This is a genomic window from Mesorhizobium sp. WSM1293 (assembly GCF_000513875.1).
Classification (GTDB): Bacteria; Pseudomonadota; Alphaproteobacteria; order Rhizobiales; family Rhizobiaceae; genus Mesorhizobium; species Mesorhizobium ciceri.
Map to the genome: position 1 here is coordinate 187,951 of NZ_AZUV01000004.1, position 19,278 is coordinate 207,228.

Sequence of the window (19,278 nt, forward strand, 5' to 3'; positions counted from 1 at the left end):
ACCCGCCGGGCGCCAAAGGAGCACCCGGCAGGAAGTTTGCCTCAGAGGCCGTTGTCCTTCAGCACCTGGGCGGCGTTTTCCTTGGTGATCTTCTCGGTTGGTAGGGTAATGGTCTTTTCGACTTTCTCGCCGTTGAGGAACTTGATCGCCTGGCGCAGGCCTTCGGCACCGGGAGTGACATAGGTGAAGGTCGCCGTCAGCTCGCCCTTGTTCACCATCTGCACGCCTTCATTGGGCAGGCCGTCGATACCAATGAACTTGATGTCCTTCTCGCGGCCGACATCCTTGGCGGCGAGATAGGCGCCATAGGCCATCGGGTCGTTGTGCCCGTAGACGAGATCGATCTTCTCGTTGCTCTTCAGCGCGTTGGCCATCAGATTGTAGGCCTGGTCCTGCTTCCAGTCGCCCGATTGCTGGTCAAGCAGATATTTGATGCCCGGCTCCTTGTCGGTGAATTCGTGAAAGCCGTCATGGCGGTCATGCGCCGGCTGGGTGCCCATGCCGCCCCAGATCTCGACGACATTGCCTGCAGCCTTGCCCTTGCCGCCCAGCAGTTCGACGGCATATTCGCCGGCCGCGCGGCCGATCAGCGCGTTGTCGCCGCCGACGAACTGCGTGTAGTCCTTGGTGTCGACATTGCGGTCGAGCACGAAGACCGGGATCTTGGCGTCGATCGCCTGCTGCACGACGCCGGTCAGGCCGGCCGATTCCTTCGGTGACACCAACAGCGCATCGACCTCCTGGCGGATCAGGTTCTCGACATCGGCGACCTGCTTTTCGGTCTTGTCCTCGCCGTCGGTGATGATCAGCTCGACCTCGGGGTGCTTGGCGGCTTCGGCCAGGATGTCCTTGTTGAACTGCGCGCGCCAGGGCTCGATGGTCGTCACTTGGGAGAAGCCGATCTTCCACTTCTTGTCCTGAGCGTAAGCGTTGCCAGTGGTCAGCAGCGCGGTGGTGGTCAGCAGTGCCGCGGTCACGGCGGCAAGCTTCAGCATGTCACGTCGTTTCATTTTTTGTTTCCTCCGAGATTGAGAGACGGTGTCTCTTGCGACGGCCGCTTTGCCGCGGCCGTTTCCTTGTGCGCCGATTGCCCGCCGGGCAGGCGCAGATAGGCCAGGAGATCACCGGCATTGCGCTCCTGCACGAGCACGGTGCCGATGATGATCATCCCCTTCAGCACCAGCTGAAGGTTCGAATTGATGTTGTGGAGTTGCAGGATGTTGGAGAGCAGACCGAAGATCAGCACGCCGCAGAACGTGCCGATGAGGCTGCCGCGCCCGCCCATCAGGCTGGTGCCGCCTATGACCACAGCGGCAATGGCGTCGAGCTCCAGCCCGGCGCCGGCATCCGGCTTGCCTTGCCGGTACTGCGCAACATAGAGCACGGCGGCAATGCCGGCGAGCAGCCCGGAGACAGCATAGGTGGCGATCTTGACGCGGCCGGCGGCGATGCCGGAGAGGCGCGCCGCCTCCTCGTTGCCGCCGATGGCATAGACATAGCGGCCGAACGGCGTGAAGCGCAGCACCGCGCCGTAGATCACGATGGCGCCGAGGAAGAACAGGCCCGGCATCGGGATGATGCCGAACACCAGCGAGCGCAGGATCTCGAAATCGGCGGTGGCGTTGGAGCCGGTATAGACCGGCAGCACCGCATTGTTCTGGCCGGCGGTCAGCCGTGCGATGCCGAGCGCCGTCACCATCATAGCCAGGGTGACGATGAAGGGCTGCAGCCGTCCGGCAACGATGATGAAGCCGTTGAGCGCGCCGAACAGCAAACCAACGCACGGCGCCACCAGCAGCACGCCGAGCACGCCGAATTTCGGCTCGATCTGCGGCAGCAGAAACCACAGCGACAGGCAACACAAGACCACGCCGACGACGGCGGGCGTGATCAGGCCGCGAATCCCGTCCAGCCTGATCTCGCGGACGAGATCGGCGCCGGCACGGGACTTTGCCAGGTTCTGGAAGATGAAGCGGGTGACGACGAAACCGAGGCAAAGCGCCACCAGCGCGACGGTCGGCACGCCCAGCACGACGCCCGGCGTCACGCCTGGGACCGTCAGCAGCATGGCACAGACCACCGAGCAGATGGCCATCAGCGAGCCGACGGAGAGATCGATGCCGCCGGTGATGATGACAGCCGTCATGCCGGTGGCGATCAGCCCGGTGGTCGAGACCTGGCGCAGCACGTCGAGCAGGTTGCCGTAGGAGAGGAAGATGTTGTTGCCCTTGGAACTCATCGGCGAGCCCAGCACGCCGATCAGGAAGATGGCGATCAGGCCCCAATAGAGCTTGGTACGGGACAGGAGTTTCAGGGCAGTCATGCGGCTGGTCTCGATATGGTCCTGCGCGGGGCGGCGAGACGCATGATGGCCTCCTCGCTGGCCGCATCGCGGGAAAGAATGCCTGTCTGGCGGCCATCGGCCATCACCAGGATGCGGTCGGAGAGATGCAAAAGCTCCGGGAGTTCGGAGCTGATGACGGCGATGGCCAGTCCATCGCGCGCCAGCTTGAAGATCAGGTCGTAGATCTCGCGTTTGGCGCCGACATCGATGCCGCGCGTCGGCTCGTCCAGCAACAGCACCCTTGGCCTGGTCGCCAGCCACTTGCCGATGACGACCTTCTGCTGGTTGCCGCCGGACAGCGTGCCGGCAGGCTGGTCGATGTCCCGGCAGCGGATGCCGAGCGCCTTGACCGCCTGCCGCGCCAGCCCCTGCTCGGCGGCCAGCGAGCGGATGCCGAAGCGGGACAGCGACCCGACCAGCGGCAGCGCGACATTGTCTGCGATCGAAGCCTGCAGATGCAGGCCTTGCGTCTTGCGGTCCTCGGTGACCAGTGCAATGCCCAGCCGCCTTGCGTCGCGGGGCGAACGGATATCCACAGGCCGGCCGTCGACCTGGATTTCGCCACCGGTGCGGCCATCGCTCGAGCCGAAGATCGCTTCCAGGATCTCGGTTCGGCCCGAACCCAGCAGCCCGCCAATGCCGAGGATCTCTCCGGCGGCAAGATCGAAGCCAACGCCGTCGATCACCGTGCGCCAGCCATGCGCATCGGGCTTCGACAGCGACAGGTTTTCGACCGAAAGCACAATGTTGCCGCCGGAGTGGCGCTCTTCCTGGGAGGAAGCGAGCAGGTTGCGTCCGACCATCGCCGAAATGATCGCATCTTCGTCCAGCCTGGCCATCGGCTCGGTCAGTACATGGCGCCCGTCGCGAAACACGGTGACGCGGCTGGCCAGATGCATGACCTCGTCGATGCGGTGCGAGATGTAGACGATGGCGACACCGCTCTCGGCAAGCTGGCGGATGATGCGGAACAGCCGCTGGCATTCGGCCGGCGACAGCGCCGAGGTCGGCTCGTCCATGATCAGGATGCGTGCCGACATCGACAGCGCCTTGGCGATCTCGACCAGCTGCTGCTCGCCGACACGCAGGGCACCGACGCGGGCTTGCGGATCGAGCTCGATGCCGAGCCGCTGCAACAAAGCGCCCGCCGCGCGGCTGCTTGCCTTGCGGTCGACAATCAGCCCGGCGATCAGCTTCTCGCGGCCAAGGAAGATGTTGTCGGCGACGCTGAGTTCGGGCACCAGGTTGAGCTCCTGATGAATGATGGCAATGCCGGCATCCTCGGCGTCGCGTACGCCAGCGAAATTGACAGGGTGGCCATCGACGCTGACCGTGCCTTCATAGCCGGTGTAGACGCCGGAGAGGATCTTCACCAGCGTCGACTTGCCGGCGCCGTTCTCGCCCATCAAGGCATGAACCTCGCCGCGCCGCAGCTCGAAGCCGACATCGACCAGGGCGGCGATGCCGCCGAAGCTCTTGGAAATATGCTCGGCGCTCAGAACGGTGTCCAACCGATCGGCAGCGCCGTGCTGCGGGGAAAGGGAACTGCTCTCTCGCATGACAATGGCGGCCTCCCTTCCGTCCTCGTCAACTTCCCGCAAACGCTAATCTAAACGTTTCGATCATGTCAAGCTGATATGAGGTGCCGCATGTTTACTGCATTTCGATTCTTGCTAAAAAGGACAGGATTCCGTACGTATTGGCCGGCAAGGGTGGCGAAACGTTTCGAAAATGACAGCATCAGGGCAAAAAAAACACCGGAAATCCACCGCGCCCACCATGCTTCATGTGGCTGAAGCGGCGCGTGTTTCTGTCGCCACCGTTTCGGCGCTGATCAACGGCACGGCGACGGTCAGTCCGGAGCTTAGCCAGCGCATCGAACAGGCGATCCGCGATATCGGCTACAAGCGCAACGCGATCGCCCGCAGCCTGAAGATGGGCACGACCCGCACGATCGGACTGACCGTGCCGCACATCACCAACCCATTCTTCACCGATGTCGTCTCGGTCATCCAGCAGGCCTTCGACCGGGCCGGCTATGCCGTCATGCTGTGCTGCACGGACGAGGATTTGAACACCCAGGACGATCAGATCAAGCTGCTGCTCGATCGCATGGTCGACGGGCTGATCGTGGCGCGCGTCGGCGACGGCGCGATCCTCAAGCGGATCGTCGACGACGCCAACGTGCCGGTGGTGCTGCTCGATCGTATCTGCAAAGGCGTCGACACCGATGCCGTGGTGCTGGACAACCAGCGCGCGGTGTTCGACGCCATCACCTATCTGATCAATCTCGGCCACCGGCGCATCGGTTACATCACCGGCACGTCGGACATTTCGCCGATGCATGACCGCATGGCGGGATATCGCGAGGCGCTTCACGCCGCCGGCCTGCCGATCGCGGAGGAGCTGATCCGCTTCGGCAATTTCCACGAGATCGACGGCTACAACGCGACCATGCAGATGCTGTCCTCGCACGATCGGCCAAGCGCGATCTTCTCGGCCAACAACCCGATGGTGATCGGCACCATGAAGGCGATCCGCGACATCGGCCTGTCCTGCCCGGAAGACATTTCGGTTGCCTGCTTCGACGACTTTCCATGGTCCGACGTGTTTCAGCCGCAGCTGACCACCGTCGCGCAGCCGGTGCAGGCGATCGGCGAACAGGCGGCCAATCTGCTTCTCGACCGTCTCGCCGGCAACAGGGACGCGCCGCCGCGCAAGCTTTTGCTCAAGGGTCGGCTGATGATCCGCAATTCCTGTCGCCCGCTCGGGGCGATTGCGCAGAGCGTGAGCGCGTAGTCTTTCGCCCAGCGTATATTCCTGTCAGGACTTGTCAGGCCGCCTGCGACAGCGATTTGTGCGCCTCGGCCAGGATCTCGAACGACCGTACCCGCGCCGCATGATCAAAAATCTGCGCGGTGACCATCAGCTCGTCGGCACCGGTGCGGCGCACGAAGGCATCGATGCCTTGCCGCACCGTTTCCGGGGAGCCGACGACGGCGCAGGACAATGCCTGGCCGAGCATGGTCTTTGCCATCGGATCGAGATCGCGGTCATAGTTCTCGACAGGTGGCGGCAGCCGGCCGGCACGGCCGGTGCGCAGATTGACGAAAGCCTGTTGCAGCGAGGTGAACAGCAAACGAGCCTCGGCATCGGTGGGCGCGGCAAAGACGTTGAGGCCAAGCATGACATGCGGCTTGTCGAGCTGCTCGGAGGGCTGGAAGCGCGAGCGGTAGACATCCAGCGCGTGATCCAGATCCGCCGGCGCGAAATGCGAGGCGAAGGCATAGGGCAGGCCGAGCATGGCGGCAAGCTGCGCGCCGTAGAGGCTGGAGCCAAGGATCCAGACCGGCACGCCCTGGCCTTCGCCGGGCACGGCACGGATGCGCTGGCCTTCCTCGGCCGGCTGGAAATAGCCCATCAGCTCGACGACATCCTGCGGGAAATTGTCGACCCCGGCCTCGAGATTGCGGCGCAAGGCGCGGGCGGTACCCATGTCGGTGCCGGGCGCCCGGCCGATGCCGAGATCGATGCGGCCCGGATGCAATGCGGCCAGCGTGCCGAACTGCTCGGCAATCACCAGCGGCGAATGGTTGGGCAGCATGATGCCGCCGGCGCCGACACGAATGGTCTTGGTGCCGCCGGCGACATGGGCAATGACGACGGCTGTGGCGGCACTGGCAATACCCGGCATGTTGTGATGCTCGGCCAGCCAGAAACGCTTGTAGCCCAGGCGCTCGGCATGGCGGGCAAGATCGAGCGAATTGGCCAGCGACTGCGAGGCATCGCTGCCTTCGACGATCGGCGACAGGTCGAGAACGGAAAGGTCGGTCATGGGTGGGATCCTGTGTCAGGACCGCATGTAGGAAGCATCCGGCGGCGCCGCAAATTCAAAAATATTGATCAGCCTTTGACAGCTTCGGGGTCGGCGATGTCGTCCTCCTCGACGACAACCGCGTGCTGCGCGGCGAGAAAATTGCCGACATGGCTGAGCCCATCGAAATGATCGCAGAACACCTTGATGACGACCAGCAGCGGCACCGCCATCAGGGCGCCGACGAAACCCCACAGCCATGACCAGAAGGCGATGGCGATGAAGATCGCCACGGCGTTGATCTCGAGGCGCCTGCCGACCACCATCGGCGTTACGAACTGGCCTTCGACGATGTCGCACAAGATCACGAAGGCCGGCGCCAGAAGCGCGTAGAAGATGGTATCGAAGCTGATCAAGGCCATGATCGTGACAAGCACGATGGTGATCAGTGCTCCGACATAGGGCAGGAAGTTGAGCAGGGCGGCAGCGACGCCCCAGACCAGCGGATTGGGCACGCCGAGCGCCCAAAGACCGAGAGCGATGACCGTGCCGAGGCCGGCATTGATGATGGTGACGGTGAGCAGATAGTGCGAGATTTCGCGTTCGACGTCATAGACGACGCGCAGCGCCCGTTTCTTTTCGCTGAGGCTGGCGAAGGACTGGATGATCTTTTCATAAAACATCGTGCCGGAGGCGAGCAGGAACAGCGACAGCACGAAGATGATGGTGAGGCCTGTTCCCGCCGACAGGATGTTGCTGGCGGCCGCCGACAGGATGCCGGACTGCGCTACCGCCACCTTCTGAATGCCCGACTCCTGCGAGGTCTCGGTCAGTTGTTCGATCTGATGCGAAATCTGCATGATCTTCTCGAGCGGCTGTCGCAATTGCGCCAACCGTTCGGTGAGCTTCTGGCCGATCGACGAGGTGTTGTTGATAAGATCGATTATCGGGCCACTGAGCAGATAGCCGGCGGTGGCGAACACGCAGAGGGACAACAGCACCAGAAGGGTTGCCGAGATCACTTCCGGGATACCGTGCTTGCGCAGGAGCCGGACGATCGGCGTCAGCGTCAGCGCAAGCAGGAAAGCCAGAAGCACTGGCATGAAGAAAGCGCGGGCGAAATAAAGCGCGTAGATGGCCATAAACAGGAAGATGCCGATCAGCAACGAGCGCATCAGACGCGTGTCGGCGCGAGCCGCGGCACGCGATTCCGGTTCATCGGAAACGTCCTGACCCCAGGCTGTGGGTTCGGTTTTCATGGTCACCCCTCAAGCCGGCGCCCCTTCGCACGGCAATCGCCTCCATGAAACGCAGAGTTACGGGCGAGGGTTCCATGAGCCGGCTTCGGGATTGAGGCCGCTCGCGCCGGCTCCGGGTCAGGCTGCCGGCGACGTGACGGCTGTGGCGGGCTTGGCTGTTTCCTTGCGAACGATCGGCGCCACCCTGGTGCCGTAGAGTTCGATCGCCTTCATGATCTTGGCATGCGGCATGGTGCCGATCGCCATCTGCAGCAGGAAGCGGTCATTGCCGAAGATCTTGTGCTGGGCGACGATCTTTTCAGCCACTTGCTCGGGACTGCCGACGAACAGGGCGCCTGTGGCGCCGCGCGACTGGTCGAAATGCGCCCGCGAGGTCGGACCCCAGCCGCGCTCGCGGCCGATGCGATTCATCACTTCCGCCTGCGGGCCGTAGAAATCGTCCGCCGCCTGCTCGGTCGTCTCGGCGATGAAGCCGTGCACGTTGATGCTGGTGGCAAGGCCCGCCGGATCACTGCCGGCGCGCTTGGCGGCTTCGCGGTAGAGATCGAACAGCGGCGCGAAACGCGCCGGCTCGCCGCCAATGATGGCGAGCGCCAGCGGCAGGCCGAGCGCGCCAGCGCGGGCGGCAGACTGCGGCGTGCCGCCAATGGCGATCCAGACCGGTAGCCTGTCCTGGAAGGGCCGGGGATAAACGCCGCGATCATTGATCGGCGCACGCAGATTGCCCGACCAGGTGACCTTCACGCTGTCGCGGATGGCAAGCAGCAGACCGAGTTTTTCGGCGAACAGCTCGTCATAATCCTCGAGGTTGAAACCGAACAGCGGGAAGGATTCGATGAACGAGCCGCGCCCGGCCATGATCTCGGCGCGGCCGCCCGACAGAAGATCGAGCGTGGCAAATTGCTGGAAAACGCGCACCGGGTCATCGGAAGACAGAACGGTGACCGCGCTGGTCAGCTTGATGCGCTTCGAACGCTCGGCCGCCGCGGCCAGGGCCACGACCGGTGCGGAGGCGGCATAGTCGGGCCGGTGATGCTCGCCGAGGCCGAAGACGTCGAGGCCGATCTGGTCGGCCAGCTCGATCTCCTCGATCAGGTTGCGCAGCCGCTCATGCGGGCCGATGGCACCGGGGCCCGGCTGCGGGCTGACGTCGGCGAATGTGTAGAGACCGAGTTCCATTTGATGTCATCCTGGTGTTGGGTTTTCGGGCTAGACGTAGCGACGCCTCAGCCGCGCCGCCAGTGGGGCGGACGGTGAACAGTGCATGTCGGTTTCGGCTCTATCTCTTCGTCGCCATTCCGGACGGAAAACCGCTTCACACTTTTCCTGGAATTGCTCCAAAGGCGTCTCCCGAGTGCAACAGCCGACAATTTCATGGCTGCCATGCCGTTTTGGCGCTTGAACTCTCGGTTTTCGCGCGTATGTAAGCGTCGCGAATTGACTTCAGGGAAGTGGACTTGGCTATCTACAGGGAAAAAGACGTTTTCGAGCGGCGCAATGCCGCAAACGAGGCAAAGAAGGCGCTCCTCGAGCGCTTCAAGGCAAAGCCGGCGGCGGATGATCCCGCAGTGCTGGCGCGGCAGGCTGAACGCAAGGCTATCCTTGCGGCCCGCGAAATCCGCGAGGCCGAAAAGGCCCGGCTGAAGCAGGAGAAGCTGGCACGCGAAGCGGTCGAGAAGGCCGAGCGCGAGGCAGCAGCCGAAGCGGCACGTATCGCCGCCGAGGAAGCTGCACAGGCCGAGGCCAAGATTCGGGAATCCGAAGAGAACGAGCGCATCGCCCGTCTTCTGGCCGACGAAGCCGAACGCAAGGCCAAGCGCGACGCGCGTTATGCGGCACGCAAGCAGCGTACCGGCAGGACGCCTCCGGGCTTCTCCGCCCGCTAGCTCTCGGCTACGGAGCAATCTGCTTCGAGAACCAGGGTCGCCTCGCAGCGGCCCTGAACGTGTTTGTCCCATGCATGTCGCCCTGGTCCCGGCTCTGGGAGGACGACATGCGCAAACCAAGAGACCTAAGCGTTACCGTCAGGCGGCGAACTTCAGCCCCATGATGCCGCAGACGATGAGCGCGATGCAGGCCAGCCTGATCGCGGTGGCCGGTTCGCCGAGCAGCCAGATGCCGAGCAGTGCCGTACCGACGGTGCCGATGCCGGTCCACACCGCATAGGCGGTGCCGACGGGCAGCGCCTTCAGCGCCAGGCCGAGCAGAGTGAGGCTGACGACCATCGAGGCAACGGTCAGCACGGTCGGCACCAGCTTCGAGAAGCCATCGGTGTATTTGAGGCCGATTGCCCAGCCGATCTCGAACAAGCCAGCGAAAAAGAGAAGAATCCACGACATCGACAACGCTCCATCAGAGCATCGGACCCGAAAGGTATTTCGGCGCCCGACGATCAGTCAAACAATGGCGGGTCGTCCCGTCCGGATTTGGGGAAGCGCGAGGTCGTCCCCGCCACGCCAATATAAGAATTTCGGGCGCTCAAGCAACAGCGACCGGCAACAAGTGTCGCCGGCCGTAATCTTATTGCGAAGTGGATCGCCGGACCTACTTGTCCTTGAGCTTCATCGCCTTGACCGGCGGCGCCTTCAGCGCCGGAGCCGGAGCGGGCTTCTTGGCGTCCTTCTTCGGCTTGCGGGCTTCCTTGCCTGCCTTCATCGCACCTTTAGCCATGATTCGTTCCTCCTGATGTGAGAAGCCAAGTGAAACAAGAGAACCGCCCGACCGCAAGGGGTTAGCGACTGTTGCCGCCGACAGCGGATCGCTTTCAACCGGTTTCTAGAGCAATTCACCGTTTCGCGGAAACAGTGAATTGCTCTAACTCTTTGTTTTGACGCAATTCCGGACGGAAAACCGCTTCACACTTTTCCTGGAATTGCTCTAATTTGCTCGTAAACCATGGCGGTCCGTGCCATGGTCATTTTCGCACTGCAGCATCGACCCGAGCTTCGCCGGGTGATCGTCAGGCAGGCCGTCAGGACGACAATGCGAATCCACATCGGCTGCGAGATGAGCTTCGACTTTCCGCAGGAAACGCCGCTCATCGCGATGCTGAATGTGCACTATTCGCGGGCCTCCGATCTCGAGCGGCCGGATTTCCTGATCTCCAATCCGCCGGTGCCGATCGAAAGCTATCGCGACAGTTTCGGCAATTGGTGCAACCGGCTTGTCGCGCCGCCCGGGCGCTTCACCTTCGGCACCGACGCGGTGATCCGCGACCCCGGCACCTTCGAGATGGGCGACCTGATGGCGTGGCAGCACGAGGTGCGCGACCTGCCGGCGGACACATTGCTGTTCCTGCTGCCCAGCCGTTTTTGCGAAAGCGACCTTCTGGCTGACGAGGCGTGGCGGCTGTTCGGCAACACGCCGCTGGGTATTCCGCGCGTGCAGGCGGTCTGCGACTTCGTCCACAGCCACATCGTCTTCAACTACGGCAATGCACGGCCGACGCGCACCGCGGCGGAAGCCTATCGTGAACAGAGCGGCGTGTGCCGCGACTACGCGCATCTCGCCGTCACCTTCTGCCGGGCACTCAACATCCCAACGCGCTATTGCACCGGCTACATCAGCGACATCGGTATGCCGAAGCCATGGGCAAGCATGGATTTCTGCGCCTGGATGGAAGTCTATCTCGGCGGCCGCTGGCATGTCTTCGACCCGCGCAACAATGCACCGCGCATCGGCCGCATCCTGATCGCCTCCGGCCGCGACGCCGCCGACGTGCCGCTGACCCATATTTTCGGCCCGGGAACGCTTGCCGGCTTCAAGGTGTGGACCAGCGAGATCATCGAGTAGTCGCCGTTTTCCATAGACCGATCTCTCATGGCCGCTGCCGTGGACGACCCGACATTCGCACGGTGTGATGCCTGTGGAGCTTTAGCGGCCTGGCCGCTAGACTGCGCCTTGAACGGGGGTAAATGCCATGGCCGGGCACGGCGGCTCAAAAAAGGTGATCTACGCGGCGCTCGCCGGCAATCTCGCCATCGCGCTGACCAAGTTCGCCGCCGCCGCCTTTACCGGCAGTTCGGCGATGCTGTCGGAGGGCGTCCATTCGCTGGTCGATACCGGCAATGGCGGCCTGCTGCTCTACGGCATGCACCGCGCCGCTCGCCCTGCCGATCGCACGCATCCGCTCGGCCACGGCCGCGAACTCTACTTCTGGAGCTTCATCGTCGCGCTCCTCGTCTTCGCGCTGGGCGCCGGCGTGTCGTTCTACGAAGGCGTGGTCCATATCATGGCGCCGGAGCCGGTCGCCAACGCCAAGGTCAACTATATTGTTCTGGGCCTTTCCTTCCTGTTCGAAGGCAGTTCGTGGTGGGTGGCGCTGAAGGAGTTTCGCCGGCAGAAGGGCAGGCAAGGCTGGCTGCAGGCCGTGCAGTCGAGCAAGGATCCGAGCGTCTACACCGTGCTGTTCGAGGACAGTGCGGCACTTCTCGGCCTGATCGTCGCTTTCGCCGGCATATTGGCGGCGGAACTGCTGGAGATGCCGGAGCTCGACGGCGCCGCCTCTATCGGCATCGGGCTGATCCTTGGCGCGACCGCGATCTTCCTGGCCCGCGAAAGCAAGGGCCTGCTGATCGGCGAGCCGGCGTCGCCCGAGGTGCAGATGAAAGTGCTGGCGATCGCCCAGCAGGATCCGGCGGTGCAGCGGGCGAACGGCGTCCTGACCGTCCATATGGGGCCGACGGAGATCGTCGCCGGGCTCAGCATCGAGTTCGAGGACCAATTGACGGCGCCCGAGATCGAAGCTTGCGTCGAGCGCCTGGAGGCGCAGTTGAAGAAGGAAATGCCGGAGATCACACGGCTGTTCGTCAAGCCGCAGACGTCAGGCACCTGGGAGCAGCGGCGCAGGCTGATCGATTCCGCATCCGATCCTGCCCTGGACTAAAACCGTGCCATTGCCTCACGGCCTTGCGCCGCTAGATTGAAGGGGCTTTGGAGGAACGAAGATGAGAATAGACGGCGGCTGTCATTGTGGCGCCATCACCTACGAGGCGGAGGTCGATCCGGAAAAGACCACGATCTGCCACTGCACGGATTGCCAGCAACTGACCGGCACGGCTTTTCGCCTTACGGTTCCGGCGCCGGAAAGCAACTATCGCATCACCAAGGGCACGCCGAAAATCTACATCAAGATCGTGGCGAGCGGCGCCAAGCGCACCCAGGCCTTTTGCGCCGACTGCGGTTCGCATCTTTACGCCACGTCTGTCGGAGATGGTCCGAAGGTCTATGGAATTCGCGTGGGGACCGCGCGGCAGCGCCAGGATTTGATCCCGACACAGCAGAAATGGCACCGCTCGGCGCTGCACTGGCTGCCTGAATTTCAGGGCATGACCACGTTGGAGGAGCAGTAGCGCCGGTCCGGCACCGCGCCTCAATCGTCGCCTTCGACGACCCTCAGCCTGAGCTGCCCGGTTTTCGAATCGGCAACGCGCGCGCCGGTATCGACCTTGGCGGCGGGCCCCCGTGACGCGGCGTCTACGGCGGCATCGCCGTCGGGCTGCGCGCCGAATTCCAGCGCCTCGATCTTCTGGCCGCGCTTGGTGACCTTCGACGTCGAAACCAGTATGTCGTCGATGTCCTTGGCCGACTGGCCGAAATGCACCTGCAGCTTGCGCACCCGCTCATCGACACGTGCAACATCCTCCATCAGCCGGATGACCTCGCCCTGGATCAGGTGCGCCTGTTCGCGCATGCGGGCATCCTTGAGGATCGCCTGGATGACCTGGATCGACAGCATCAGCAGCGACGGCGAGACGATGACGACGCGCGCACGGTGCGCCTTGTGCACGATCGCCTCGAAATTCTCGTGGATCTCGGCGAACACCGATTCCGACGGCACGAACATGAAGGCAGTGTCCTGCGTCTCGCCCTGGATCAGGTATTTTTCCGAGATATCGCGGACATGGATCTCGATGTCGCGGCGGAAGGCCTGCGAAGCTGCCTTCTGCAGATCGGCGCCATCGGCGGCGCGGATGGCGTTCCAGGCTTCCAGCGGAAATTTTGCATCGATGGCCAGCGACGGCGCGCCATTCGGCATCTTCACCAGGCAGTCGGGCCGGCTGCCGTTCGACAGCGTCGCCTGGAACTCATAGGCACCGTGCGGCAGGCCGTCGGCAACGATCGCCTCCATGCGCGACTGGCCGAACGCGCCGCGCGTCTGCTTGTTCGAGAGGATCGCCTGCAATTGCACGACCTGGCCGGCGAGCGACTGGATGTTGCCTTGCGCGACGTCGATGACCGCCAGCCGTTCCTGCAATTTGGCCAGGCTCTCATGCGTGGATTTGGTCTGCTCGGTCATGGTCTGGCCGAGCCGGCCGGTCATAGCGTCGAGGCGTTGGCCGATCGATTGCGTCAGCTCCGCCTGCCGTGCGCCGAACACTTCCGCAATGGCGCCCATGCGGCCCTGCATTTCGGCCTGGCTTTGCAGAATGCCGGCCATCCGCACTTCCGCATCGCGGGCATGATCGGCGGCTTCCGCGGCCGCCACGGCGCGCGCCTTGGCCGACCGCCACAACGCAATGACCAGCGCCACGAACAGGGCCAGAAACAGCAAAACGCCGAAGGCCAGCGCATGGCCGAGCGTGATCGTTGTGGCGCCAAGCCGGGCGACAGGCTCCGAAAGGATGGTGCTCAAATCATTCATGTGGACAGCATAGACGATTCGCCGCGATAGCACAGATCAAAACGTGAACGCGCCTGATGCCAACCGGTTGACGCGTTTCGCTGGAGGTCTTAGGTGGAACGCCATGCCGATCAAGCCGCTCATCATCCTTCCCGACCCCATCCTGCGCCAGGTTTCCAAGCCCGTAGAGCGTGTCGACGCGCCTTTGCGCAAATTAGCCGACGACATGCTGGCGACCATGTATGATGCGCCGGGCATCGGGCTGGCGGCAATCCAGATCGGCGAGCCGCTGCGCTTGCTGGTGATCGATCTCGCCAAGGAAGACGAGACGCCGGCGCCGCATGTCTTCATCAATCCGGAAATCCTGGAGAGCGCCGACGCGCGCTCCGTCTATGAGGAAGGCTGCCTGTCGATCCCGGATTATTACGCCGAGGTCGAACGCCCCGCCTCCGTGCGGGTCAAATATCTCGACCGCGACGGCAAATTGCAGGAGATAGAGGCCGAGGGGTTGATGGCGACCTGCCTGCAACACGAGATCGACCACCTCAATGGCGTCCTGTTCATCGATCACATCTCGAAGCTGAAGCGCGACATGGTGGTAAAGAAATTCAAGAAGCTCGCCAGGGACAAGGCGCCGGGCAAGCTCGCGGGATAAGGTACGGGAGTCCCCTCCAGGCCTATTGTCGGCAGGATTGCCACCAAATGGAGATGCCGACGGTCGACATGCTGATCAGGGACATTCCTGAGCCTTTGAAGCGCGAGATCGAACTGGCGGCGCGCGAGGTCGGCCAGAGCGTCTCGGACAAGGCCATCGGCCTTCTGCGCAAAGGCATAGTTGCGGAGAGGCCGGCCCGAGAGGAGTCGAGCCTCTCGGCGTGGGCTGCAATTCGCTCGGCTTTCGTATCTGAAAGCGCAATTGGCGATGAATACGCGGAAATCATGGAGAAGATCGAAGCGGAAAGATAGCGCGACGGTCGTCCCGCGACTTCGACGGCCTTGACCTAAAGCTCGTAAACCCGTTTGAAGCGGATGCCTGAGCCGGCACACTGCGCGAGCAAGAAGACAGGATACCGGAAGAAAAAATGCCCCTTCGCGTCATCTTCATGGGTACGCCGGAGTTTTCGGTGCCGACCTTGCGCGCGATCGCCGAGGCTGGCCATGAGATATCAGCCGTCTATACCCAGCCGCCGCGCGCTGCCGGACGACGCGGGCTGGAGCTGACGCCGTCGCCGGTGCAGCGCGAGGCGGAGCGACTGGGCATCGAGGTGCGGACGCCGGTTTCGCTCAAAGGCGAGGCCGAACAGGCCGCTTTTCGCGCCTTGCAGGCCGATGTGGCGGTGGTCGTCGCCTATGGACTGCTGCTGCCGAAGGCGGTTCTGGAGGCAACCCGGCTCGGCTGCGTCAACGGCCATGCGTCGCTTCTGCCGCGCTGGCGCGGCGCCGCCCCCATCCAGCGCGCCATCATGGCCGGAGACCTGGAAAGCGGCATGATGGTGATGCGCATGGAAGAGGGCCTGGACACCGGTCCGGTCGGGCTGGTTGAAAAGTGCGCCATCGAACCCGATATGACAGCCGGCGATCTGCATGATCGGTTGATGAGTGTCGGTGCTGCCTTGATGGTGGAAGCGCTGGCGCGGTTGGAAGGGAACACCCTGACATTCACCACACAAGCTGTGGATGGGGTGACCTACGCCAAGAAAATCGATAAATCCGAGACTCGCGTGGACTGGACTCGCTCGGCAAGTGAGGTCCACAATCATATTCGTGGCCTGTCGCCCTTTCCAGGCGCCTGGTCGGAGATAGGAATTGGCGGCCGCCAGGAGCGGCTGAAACTGCTTCGCTCGACGCTGTCGCAAGGCCTGTCGCCTTCGGAAGATTTGGGCGAGTCGGGAGGAATTCTCGATGACCGGCTGACGGTCGCCTGCGGGGCAGGCGCGATCAGGCTGGTCGAAGTTCAACGGGCGGGCGGAAAGCCCGCTGCCGCGTCGGAATTCCTGCGCGGGGCCAAGATCGAAAAAGGACTGAAATTCTCATGAGCATGATGTCGATACGCGCGGCAACGCCGCGGGATCGCGAGGCCATCCGCCTCGTCGAGGAACACGCTTTCGGCCAGCAGGCGGAGGCCGGTCTGGTCGACGCGCTGGTGACCGGCGGCGACGCGGTTGCCGAGCTGGTTGCGGAAGAGGACGGCCAGGTGGTCGGCCATATCCTGTTTTCGCGGCTGTTCGTCCAGAATGGCGGCAAGACCTTCGCGGCCGTAGCGCTGGCGCCGCTGGCGGTGGAGCCCTCGTTCCATGGCAGCGGCATTGGCGGCGCGCTGATCCGCGAGGCGCATATCCGCCTCAAGGATGGTGGTGAGACGCTGGCCGTGGTGCTGGGCGACCCCACCTATTACGGGCGTTTCGGCTATAGCCACACGCGTGCCGAGAACTTCGAAAGCGAATACCAGGGCGAAGCGCTGCAGGCGCTGGCCTGGGGTGACGCGCCAGAAGCAGGCAGGCTGGTCTACGCCTCCGCCTTCACCGCTCTCGCCGCGTAGAACAGTCAGCCGTTTTCACGGAAACGGCGAACTGCACTCCTCTTTGTTTTAACGCAATTCCGAACGGAAAACCGTTTCACACTTTTCCTGGAATTGCTCGAGGCGAGAGCTCTAGCCGCAAATGCCGCGTTTTCGCCTCGACATCGAATATGACGGCAGCCTGTTTGCCGGCTGGCAGCACCAGGCGGATCAGCCTTCGGTGCAGCAGGCGATCGAACAGGCGATCGAAAAATTCTGCGGCGAAGCGATCAGGCTGCGCGCCGCCGGCCGCACCGATGCCGGCGTGCATGCGACTGCGCAGGTGGCGCATGTCGACCTCGTCAAGGCGTGGCCGAGCGACAAGGTGCGCGATGCCGTCAACGCCCATCTGCAGGCGGCCGGGGCGCGCATCGCCATCCTGAAAGCGACGGTGGTCTCCGACAGTTTCGACGCCCGCTTCTCGGCCATTGGCCGCCACTATCTCTACCGCATCCTGAACCGCCGCGCGCCGGCCGCGCTCGACAAGGGCAAGGTGTGGTGGGTGCCGAAGCGGCTCGACGCCGGCGCCATGCACGAAGCGGCAAAGGTCCTGCTCGGACGGCATGACTTTACCACCTTCCGCTCGACCCAGTGCCAGGCCAACAGCCCGATCAGGACGCTGGAACGGCTCGATGTGAGCCGACAAGGCGACATGATCGAGGTCAGGGCTTCGGCGCGCTCGTTCCTGCACAACCAGGTGCGTTCGATGGTCGGCTCGCTCAAGCGTGTCGGCGACGGCGGCTGGAGCGCGGCCGACCTGAAAACAGCGCTCGAGGCGCGCGACCGCGCCGCCTGCGGCCAGGTGGCGCCGCCCGACGGGCTGTTTCTCACCGGTGTCGATTATCCGGTCGAGACGAGCCCGGAAAGGCTCTGAACTCCGACATCGTCCGGGACGGTGATGCCGAGCAACGTCTGCAGGCCGAACAGCACCAGCAGCGACGCAATGAACATGCCGACGAAAACGGCCGTGCCGACCGCTGCGCCCCTGCCCATCGTGGCATTTGTCATGCGCCAGGTCAGCACCATAGAAAGGGCAAAGAGGAACAGCGACACAAGGCTCGAAACCTGGCTTGCGGACGACAGGAAAAGCCGGATCAGCGCCGAAGGCAGCATCAGCCAGGCGGTGATGGCCGAAGCCCAGTTGCTGGCAACGACGTAGTGGACGAAGCGGCCGCCTATGCCGGCGCGCGGCGCGATGAAAGCGAGCGCAACCAGCGGCAGCACCCAGGAGCCGATGTCGACCGTCGCCAGGCGCACCAGCATGCTGAAGCGCCCCGCGAAGGCGTCGGGATCGCCGATTTCGTTGGCGATGCCGACCCAGCCGACGATCAGCGCCGGTGCTGCAACGACAATGGCGAAGAAGGAATTCCAGAAGCCGTCGGCCGACAGGTCGAGCAGGCGCAGGCCGTCGGCTCTGCCGAGCATCAATCGCCAGGCGCCCGTCAGCGAAGCTTGGGTTTCGTCCGCCGAAAGCATGCTGTTCAGCCCTGTCCGAACCAGTCTTCTATGAAGCGCTGGTAGATTTGCGTCAGCGTCTCGAGGTCGGCAATGGCGACGCGCTCGTCGACCATGTGCATGGTCTTGCCGACCAGCCCGAACTCGACCACCGGGCAATAGTCCTTGATGAAACGCGCATCGGAGGTTCCACCGGAGGTCGACAGCGTCGGCTCCTTGCCGACCGCCGACTTGATCGAGCCGCGCAGCGTTTCGATCAGCCTGTCGTCACGGGTCAGGAAGACATGGCTCGGCCGGTCGCGCCAGACGAGCTCGTAGTCGACCGGCGTCTTCTTGCCCTGCCGGTACTTCTTGCGCCTGGCCGCCTGGTCGAGCCGGTTGTGGATTTCGGCCTGCAGGGTCTCGTCCGTCCAGGTGTCGTTGAAGCGGATGTTGAAGGTCGCGGTCGCTTTGGCCGGGATGACATTGGTGGCCGGGTTGCCCACATCGATGGAGGTGATCTCCAGATTGGTCGGCTGGAAATCCCTGGTTCCCTTGTCGAAAACCGGATGCAGCAAGGCATCGACCAGGCTCATCAGCCCGCGCACCGGATTGTCGGCAAGCAAGGGATAGGCGACATGGCCCTGGCGGCCATTGACGGTGACGGCGCCGGACATCGAGCCGCGGCGGCCGATCTTGATCATGTCGCCCAGCGCATCCGGGTTGGTCGGCTCGCCGACGACAGAGGCATCCCATTTCTCGCCCCTGGAAGCCGCCCATTCGAGCAGCTTGACCGTGCCGTTGATCGCGGGGCCTTCCTCGTCGCCGGTGATCAGCAGCGAGACCGAGCCTTTCGGACCGCCATTGGCCTCGACATGGCGCGCCACGGCGGCGATGAAACAGGCGATGCCGCCCTTCATGTCGACGGCGCCGCGGCCATACATCTCGCCATTGGCGATCTCGGCGGCGAAGGGCGGATGCGTCCAGGCGGCTTCGTCGCCGACCGGCACCACGTCGGTGTGGCCGGCGAACATCAGATGCGGGCCATTGCCGGAACGCCTTGCATAGAGGTTTTCAATATCGGGCGTGCCGTCTTCGGAAAACACCGGCCGATCGACCAGGAAGCCGAGCGGTTTGAGCATCGTCTCCAGCGCGGTCAGCGCACCGCCCTCAGCGGGCGTCACCGAAGCGCAACGGATAAGGGCGGCGAGGTTTTCGGCAGGATCGGTCGGCAGCGTCATGGCAAAA

21 protein-coding genes are annotated in these 19,278 nt (G+C 63.6%); 10 read left to right on the plus strand and 11 right to left on the minus strand.

All coding sequences use genetic code 11. The features are described from left to right. Nucleotides 1-41: 41 nt before the first annotated feature. Genes M729_RS0106410 through M729_RS0106420 form a run of 3 tightly spaced genes read right to left on the minus strand, consistent with a single transcriptional unit; the run spans nucleotide 42 to nucleotide 3,903 of the window. Nucleotides 42-1,010 (minus strand): substrate-binding domain-containing protein, encoded by a 969-nt coding sequence (locus tag M729_RS0106410; RefSeq protein ID WP_013528455.1) that lies wholly within the window; start codon nucleotides 1,008-1,010, stop codon nucleotides 42-44. Continuing rightward, nucleotides 1,007-2,323 carry an ABC transporter permease gene (locus M729_RS0106415; RefSeq protein ID WP_013528456.1) on the minus strand — a complete coding sequence of 439 codons (1,317 nt, stop codon included), beginning with the start codon at nucleotides 2,321-2,323 and terminating at the stop codon, nucleotides 1,007-1,009. Before M729_RS0106415 ends, M729_RS0106410 begins: the two co-directional genes overlap by 4 nt. Further along, nucleotides 2,320-3,903: a sugar ABC transporter ATP-binding protein gene (locus tag M729_RS0106420; protein WP_027161097.1), complete on the minus strand. Its 1,584-nt coding sequence runs from the start codon at nucleotides 3,901-3,903 to the stop codon at nucleotides 2,320-2,322. The genes M729_RS0106415 and M729_RS0106420 overlap by 4 nt, the downstream gene beginning before the upstream one ends. A gap of 220 nt (nucleotides 3,904-4,123) precedes the next feature. Here M729_RS0106420 and M729_RS0106425 point away from each other — a divergent pair, with 220 nt between their 5' ends. Continuing rightward, nucleotides 4,124-5,143: a LacI family DNA-binding transcriptional regulator gene (locus M729_RS0106425; protein WP_013528458.1), complete on the plus strand. Its 1,020-nt coding sequence runs from the start codon at nucleotides 4,124-4,126 to the stop codon at nucleotides 5,141-5,143. A 34-nt stretch (nucleotides 5,144-5,177) separates the two neighbouring features. Here the strand turns inward: M729_RS0106425 and M729_RS0106430 are convergent, their stop codons facing one another. The 3 genes from M729_RS0106430 to M729_RS0106440 form a co-directional block, all read right to left on the minus strand. Beyond that, complete coding sequence (locus M729_RS0106430) at nucleotides 5,178-6,179, minus strand: LLM class flavin-dependent oxidoreductase (protein WP_013528459.1); 1,002 nt, start codon at nucleotides 6,177-6,179, stop codon at nucleotides 5,178-5,180. Between the two features lie 68 nt (nucleotides 6,180-6,247). After that, nucleotides 6,248-7,417 (minus strand): AI-2E family transporter, encoded by a 1,170-nt coding sequence (locus tag M729_RS0106435; RefSeq protein ID WP_027161098.1) that lies wholly within the window; start codon nucleotides 7,415-7,417, stop codon nucleotides 6,248-6,250. A 117-nt stretch (nucleotides 7,418-7,534) separates the two neighbouring features. Further along, a complete protein-coding gene (locus M729_RS0106440; RefSeq protein WP_027161099.1) occupies nucleotides 7,535-8,596 on the minus strand; it encodes an LLM class flavin-dependent oxidoreductase in 1,062 nt (353 codons plus the stop codon). Nucleotides 8,597-8,874: 278 nt separating this feature from the next. Here M729_RS0106440 and M729_RS0106445 point away from each other — a divergent pair, with 278 nt between their 5' ends. Further along, nucleotides 8,875-9,303 carry a DUF6481 family protein gene (locus M729_RS0106445; RefSeq protein ID WP_013528462.1) on the plus strand — a complete coding sequence of 143 codons (429 nt, stop codon included), beginning with the start codon at nucleotides 8,875-8,877 and terminating at the stop codon, nucleotides 9,301-9,303. A 138-nt stretch (nucleotides 9,304-9,441) separates the two neighbouring features. Here the strand turns inward: M729_RS0106445 and sugE are convergent, their stop codons facing one another. After that, on the minus strand, nucleotides 9,442-9,756 hold the full coding sequence (gene sugE, locus M729_RS0106450) for a quaternary ammonium compound efflux SMR transporter SugE (protein WP_013528463.1): 315 nt from the start codon (nucleotides 9,754-9,756) through the stop codon (nucleotides 9,442-9,444). A gap of 205 nt (nucleotides 9,757-9,961) precedes the next feature. Continuing rightward, the gene (locus M729_RS1000000139665) at nucleotides 9,962-10,087 is read right to left on the minus strand and encodes a hypothetical protein (protein WP_013528464.1); all 126 of its coding nucleotides are present in this window, start codon (nucleotides 10,085-10,087) and stop codon (nucleotides 9,962-9,964) included. Nucleotides 10,088-10,399: 312 nt separating this feature from the next. Between M729_RS1000000139665 and M729_RS0106460 the strand changes: the two genes are divergently transcribed. From M729_RS0106460 to M729_RS0106470, 3 genes are all read left to right on the plus strand, one after another. Further along, nucleotides 10,400-11,209, plus strand: a complete 810-nt coding sequence (locus M729_RS0106460) for a transglutaminase family protein (RefSeq protein WP_027161100.1) — start codon at nucleotides 10,400-10,402, stop codon at nucleotides 11,207-11,209. A 127-nt stretch (nucleotides 11,210-11,336) separates the two neighbouring features. Then, complete coding sequence (locus M729_RS0106465; protein WP_027161101.1) at nucleotides 11,337-12,302, plus strand: cation diffusion facilitator family transporter; 966 nt, start codon at nucleotides 11,337-11,339, stop codon at nucleotides 12,300-12,302. Nucleotides 12,303-12,363: 61 nt separating this feature from the next. Further along, a complete protein-coding gene (locus tag M729_RS0106470) occupies nucleotides 12,364-12,768 on the plus strand; it encodes a GFA family protein (protein ID WP_013528467.1) in 405 nt (134 codons plus the stop codon). A 20-nt stretch (nucleotides 12,769-12,788) separates the two neighbouring features. Here the strand turns inward: M729_RS0106470 and M729_RS0106475 are convergent, their stop codons facing one another. Next, nucleotides 12,789-14,060 carry a DNA recombination protein RmuC gene (locus M729_RS0106475; protein ID WP_024502080.1) on the minus strand — a complete coding sequence of 424 codons (1,272 nt, stop codon included), beginning with the start codon at nucleotides 14,058-14,060 and terminating at the stop codon, nucleotides 12,789-12,791. Between the two features lie 103 nt (nucleotides 14,061-14,163). Here M729_RS0106475 and def point away from each other — a divergent pair, with 103 nt between their 5' ends. The 5 genes from def (at nucleotide 14,164) to truA (ending at nucleotide 17,470) form a co-directional block, all read left to right on the plus strand. Continuing rightward, nucleotides 14,164-14,694: a peptide deformylase gene (gene def / locus M729_RS0106480; RefSeq protein ID WP_013528469.1), complete on the plus strand. Its 531-nt coding sequence runs from the start codon at nucleotides 14,164-14,166 to the stop codon at nucleotides 14,692-14,694. Nucleotides 14,695-14,741: 47 nt separating this feature from the next. After that, nucleotides 14,742-15,005: a hypothetical protein gene (locus M729_RS0106485; RefSeq protein WP_013528470.1), complete on the plus strand. Its 264-nt coding sequence runs from the start codon at nucleotides 14,742-14,744 to the stop codon at nucleotides 15,003-15,005. Nucleotides 15,006-15,121: 116 nt separating this feature from the next. After that, complete coding sequence (fmt, locus tag M729_RS0106490; RefSeq protein WP_013528471.1) at nucleotides 15,122-16,075, plus strand: methionyl-tRNA formyltransferase; 954 nt, start codon at nucleotides 15,122-15,124, stop codon at nucleotides 16,073-16,075. Then, nucleotides 16,072-16,578, plus strand: coding sequence for an N-acetyltransferase (locus M729_RS0106495; protein WP_013528472.1), 507 nt, complete (start codon nucleotides 16,072-16,074; stop codon nucleotides 16,576-16,578). Before fmt ends, M729_RS0106495 begins: the two co-directional genes overlap by 4 nt. A 121-nt stretch (nucleotides 16,579-16,699) precedes the next feature. Further along, nucleotides 16,700-17,470: a tRNA pseudouridine(38-40) synthase TruA gene (truA, locus tag M729_RS0106500; RefSeq protein WP_013528473.1), complete on the plus strand. Its 771-nt coding sequence runs from the start codon at nucleotides 16,700-16,702 to the stop codon at nucleotides 17,468-17,470. On the opposite strand, the gene M729_RS0106505 is transcribed toward truA, so the two are convergent. Together M729_RS0106505 and dapE are read right to left on the minus strand one after the other, a co-directional pair. After that, a complete protein-coding gene (locus M729_RS0106505) occupies nucleotides 17,437-18,072 on the minus strand; it encodes a hypothetical protein (protein ID WP_013528474.1) in 636 nt (211 codons plus the stop codon). The two genes, truA and M729_RS0106505, sit on opposite strands and share 34 nt — an antisense overlap. Nucleotides 18,073-18,077: 5 nt before the next feature. Beyond that, complete coding sequence (dapE, locus tag M729_RS0106510; RefSeq protein WP_013528475.1) at nucleotides 18,078-19,271, minus strand: succinyl-diaminopimelate desuccinylase; 1,194 nt, start codon at nucleotides 19,269-19,271, stop codon at nucleotides 18,078-18,080. Between the last annotated feature and the right edge of the window lie 7 nt (nucleotides 19,272-19,278).

Excerpts from the sequence above, each read along its gene's own strand:
- M729_RS0106470 (WP_013528467.1), top strand. The coding sequence starts at position 12,364 with ATGAGAATAGACGGCGGCTGTCATTGTGGCGCCATCACCTACGAGGCG.
- M729_RS0106410 (WP_013528455.1), bottom strand. The coding sequence starts at position 1,010 with ATGAAACGACGTGACATGCTGAAGCTTGCCGCCGTGACCGCGGCACTG.
- M729_RS0106475 (WP_024502080.1), bottom strand. The coding sequence starts at position 14,060 with ATGAATGATTTGAGCACCATCCTTTCGGAGCCTGTCGCCCGGCTTGGC.
- fmt (WP_013528471.1), top strand. The coding sequence starts at position 15,122 with ATGCCCCTTCGCGTCATCTTCATGGGTACGCCGGAGTTTTCGGTGCCG.
- truA (WP_013528473.1), top strand. The coding sequence starts at position 16,700 with ATGCCGCGTTTTCGCCTCGACATCGAATATGACGGCAGCCTGTTTGCC.
- M729_RS0106460 (WP_027161100.1), top strand. The coding sequence starts at position 10,400 with ATGCGAATCCACATCGGCTGCGAGATGAGCTTCGACTTTCCGCAGGAA.
- M729_RS0106415 (WP_013528456.1), bottom strand. The coding sequence starts at position 2,323 with ATGACTGCCCTGAAACTCCTGTCCCGTACCAAGCTCTATTGGGGCCTG.
- M729_RS0106485 (WP_013528470.1), top strand. The coding sequence starts at position 14,742 with ATGGAGATGCCGACGGTCGACATGCTGATCAGGGACATTCCTGAGCCT.
- M729_RS0106430 (WP_013528459.1), bottom strand. The coding sequence starts at position 6,179 with ATGACCGACCTTTCCGTTCTCGACCTGTCGCCGATCGTCGAAGGCAGC.
- M729_RS0106425 (WP_013528458.1), top strand. The coding sequence starts at position 4,124 with ATGCTTCATGTGGCTGAAGCGGCGCGTGTTTCTGTCGCCACCGTTTCG.
- M729_RS0106440 (WP_027161099.1), bottom strand. The coding sequence starts at position 8,596 with ATGGAACTCGGTCTCTACACATTCGCCGACGTCAGCCCGCAGCCGGGC.
- M729_RS0106505 (WP_013528474.1), bottom strand. The coding sequence starts at position 18,072 with ATGCTTTCGGCGGACGAAACCCAAGCTTCGCTGACGGGCGCCTGGCGA.
- M729_RS1000000139665 (WP_013528464.1), bottom strand. The coding sequence starts at position 10,087 with ATGGCTAAAGGTGCGATGAAGGCAGGCAAGGAAGCCCGCAAGCCGAAG.
- def (WP_013528469.1), top strand. The coding sequence starts at position 14,164 with ATGCCGATCAAGCCGCTCATCATCCTTCCCGACCCCATCCTGCGCCAG.
- sugE (WP_013528463.1), bottom strand. The coding sequence starts at position 9,756 with ATGTCGTGGATTCTTCTCTTTTTCGCTGGCTTGTTCGAGATCGGCTGG.
- dapE (WP_013528475.1), bottom strand. The coding sequence starts at position 19,271 with ATGACGCTGCCGACCGATCCTGCCGAAAACCTCGCCGCCCTTATCCGT.
- M729_RS0106495 (WP_013528472.1), top strand. The coding sequence starts at position 16,072 with ATGAGCATGATGTCGATACGCGCGGCAACGCCGCGGGATCGCGAGGCC.
- M729_RS0106420 (WP_027161097.1), bottom strand. The coding sequence starts at position 3,903 with ATGCGAGAGAGCAGTTCCCTTTCCCCGCAGCACGGCGCTGCCGATCGG.
- M729_RS0106465 (WP_027161101.1), top strand. The coding sequence starts at position 11,337 with ATGGCCGGGCACGGCGGCTCAAAAAAGGTGATCTACGCGGCGCTCGCC.
- M729_RS0106435 (WP_027161098.1), bottom strand. The coding sequence starts at position 7,417 with ATGAAAACCGAACCCACAGCCTGGGGTCAGGACGTTTCCGATGAACCG.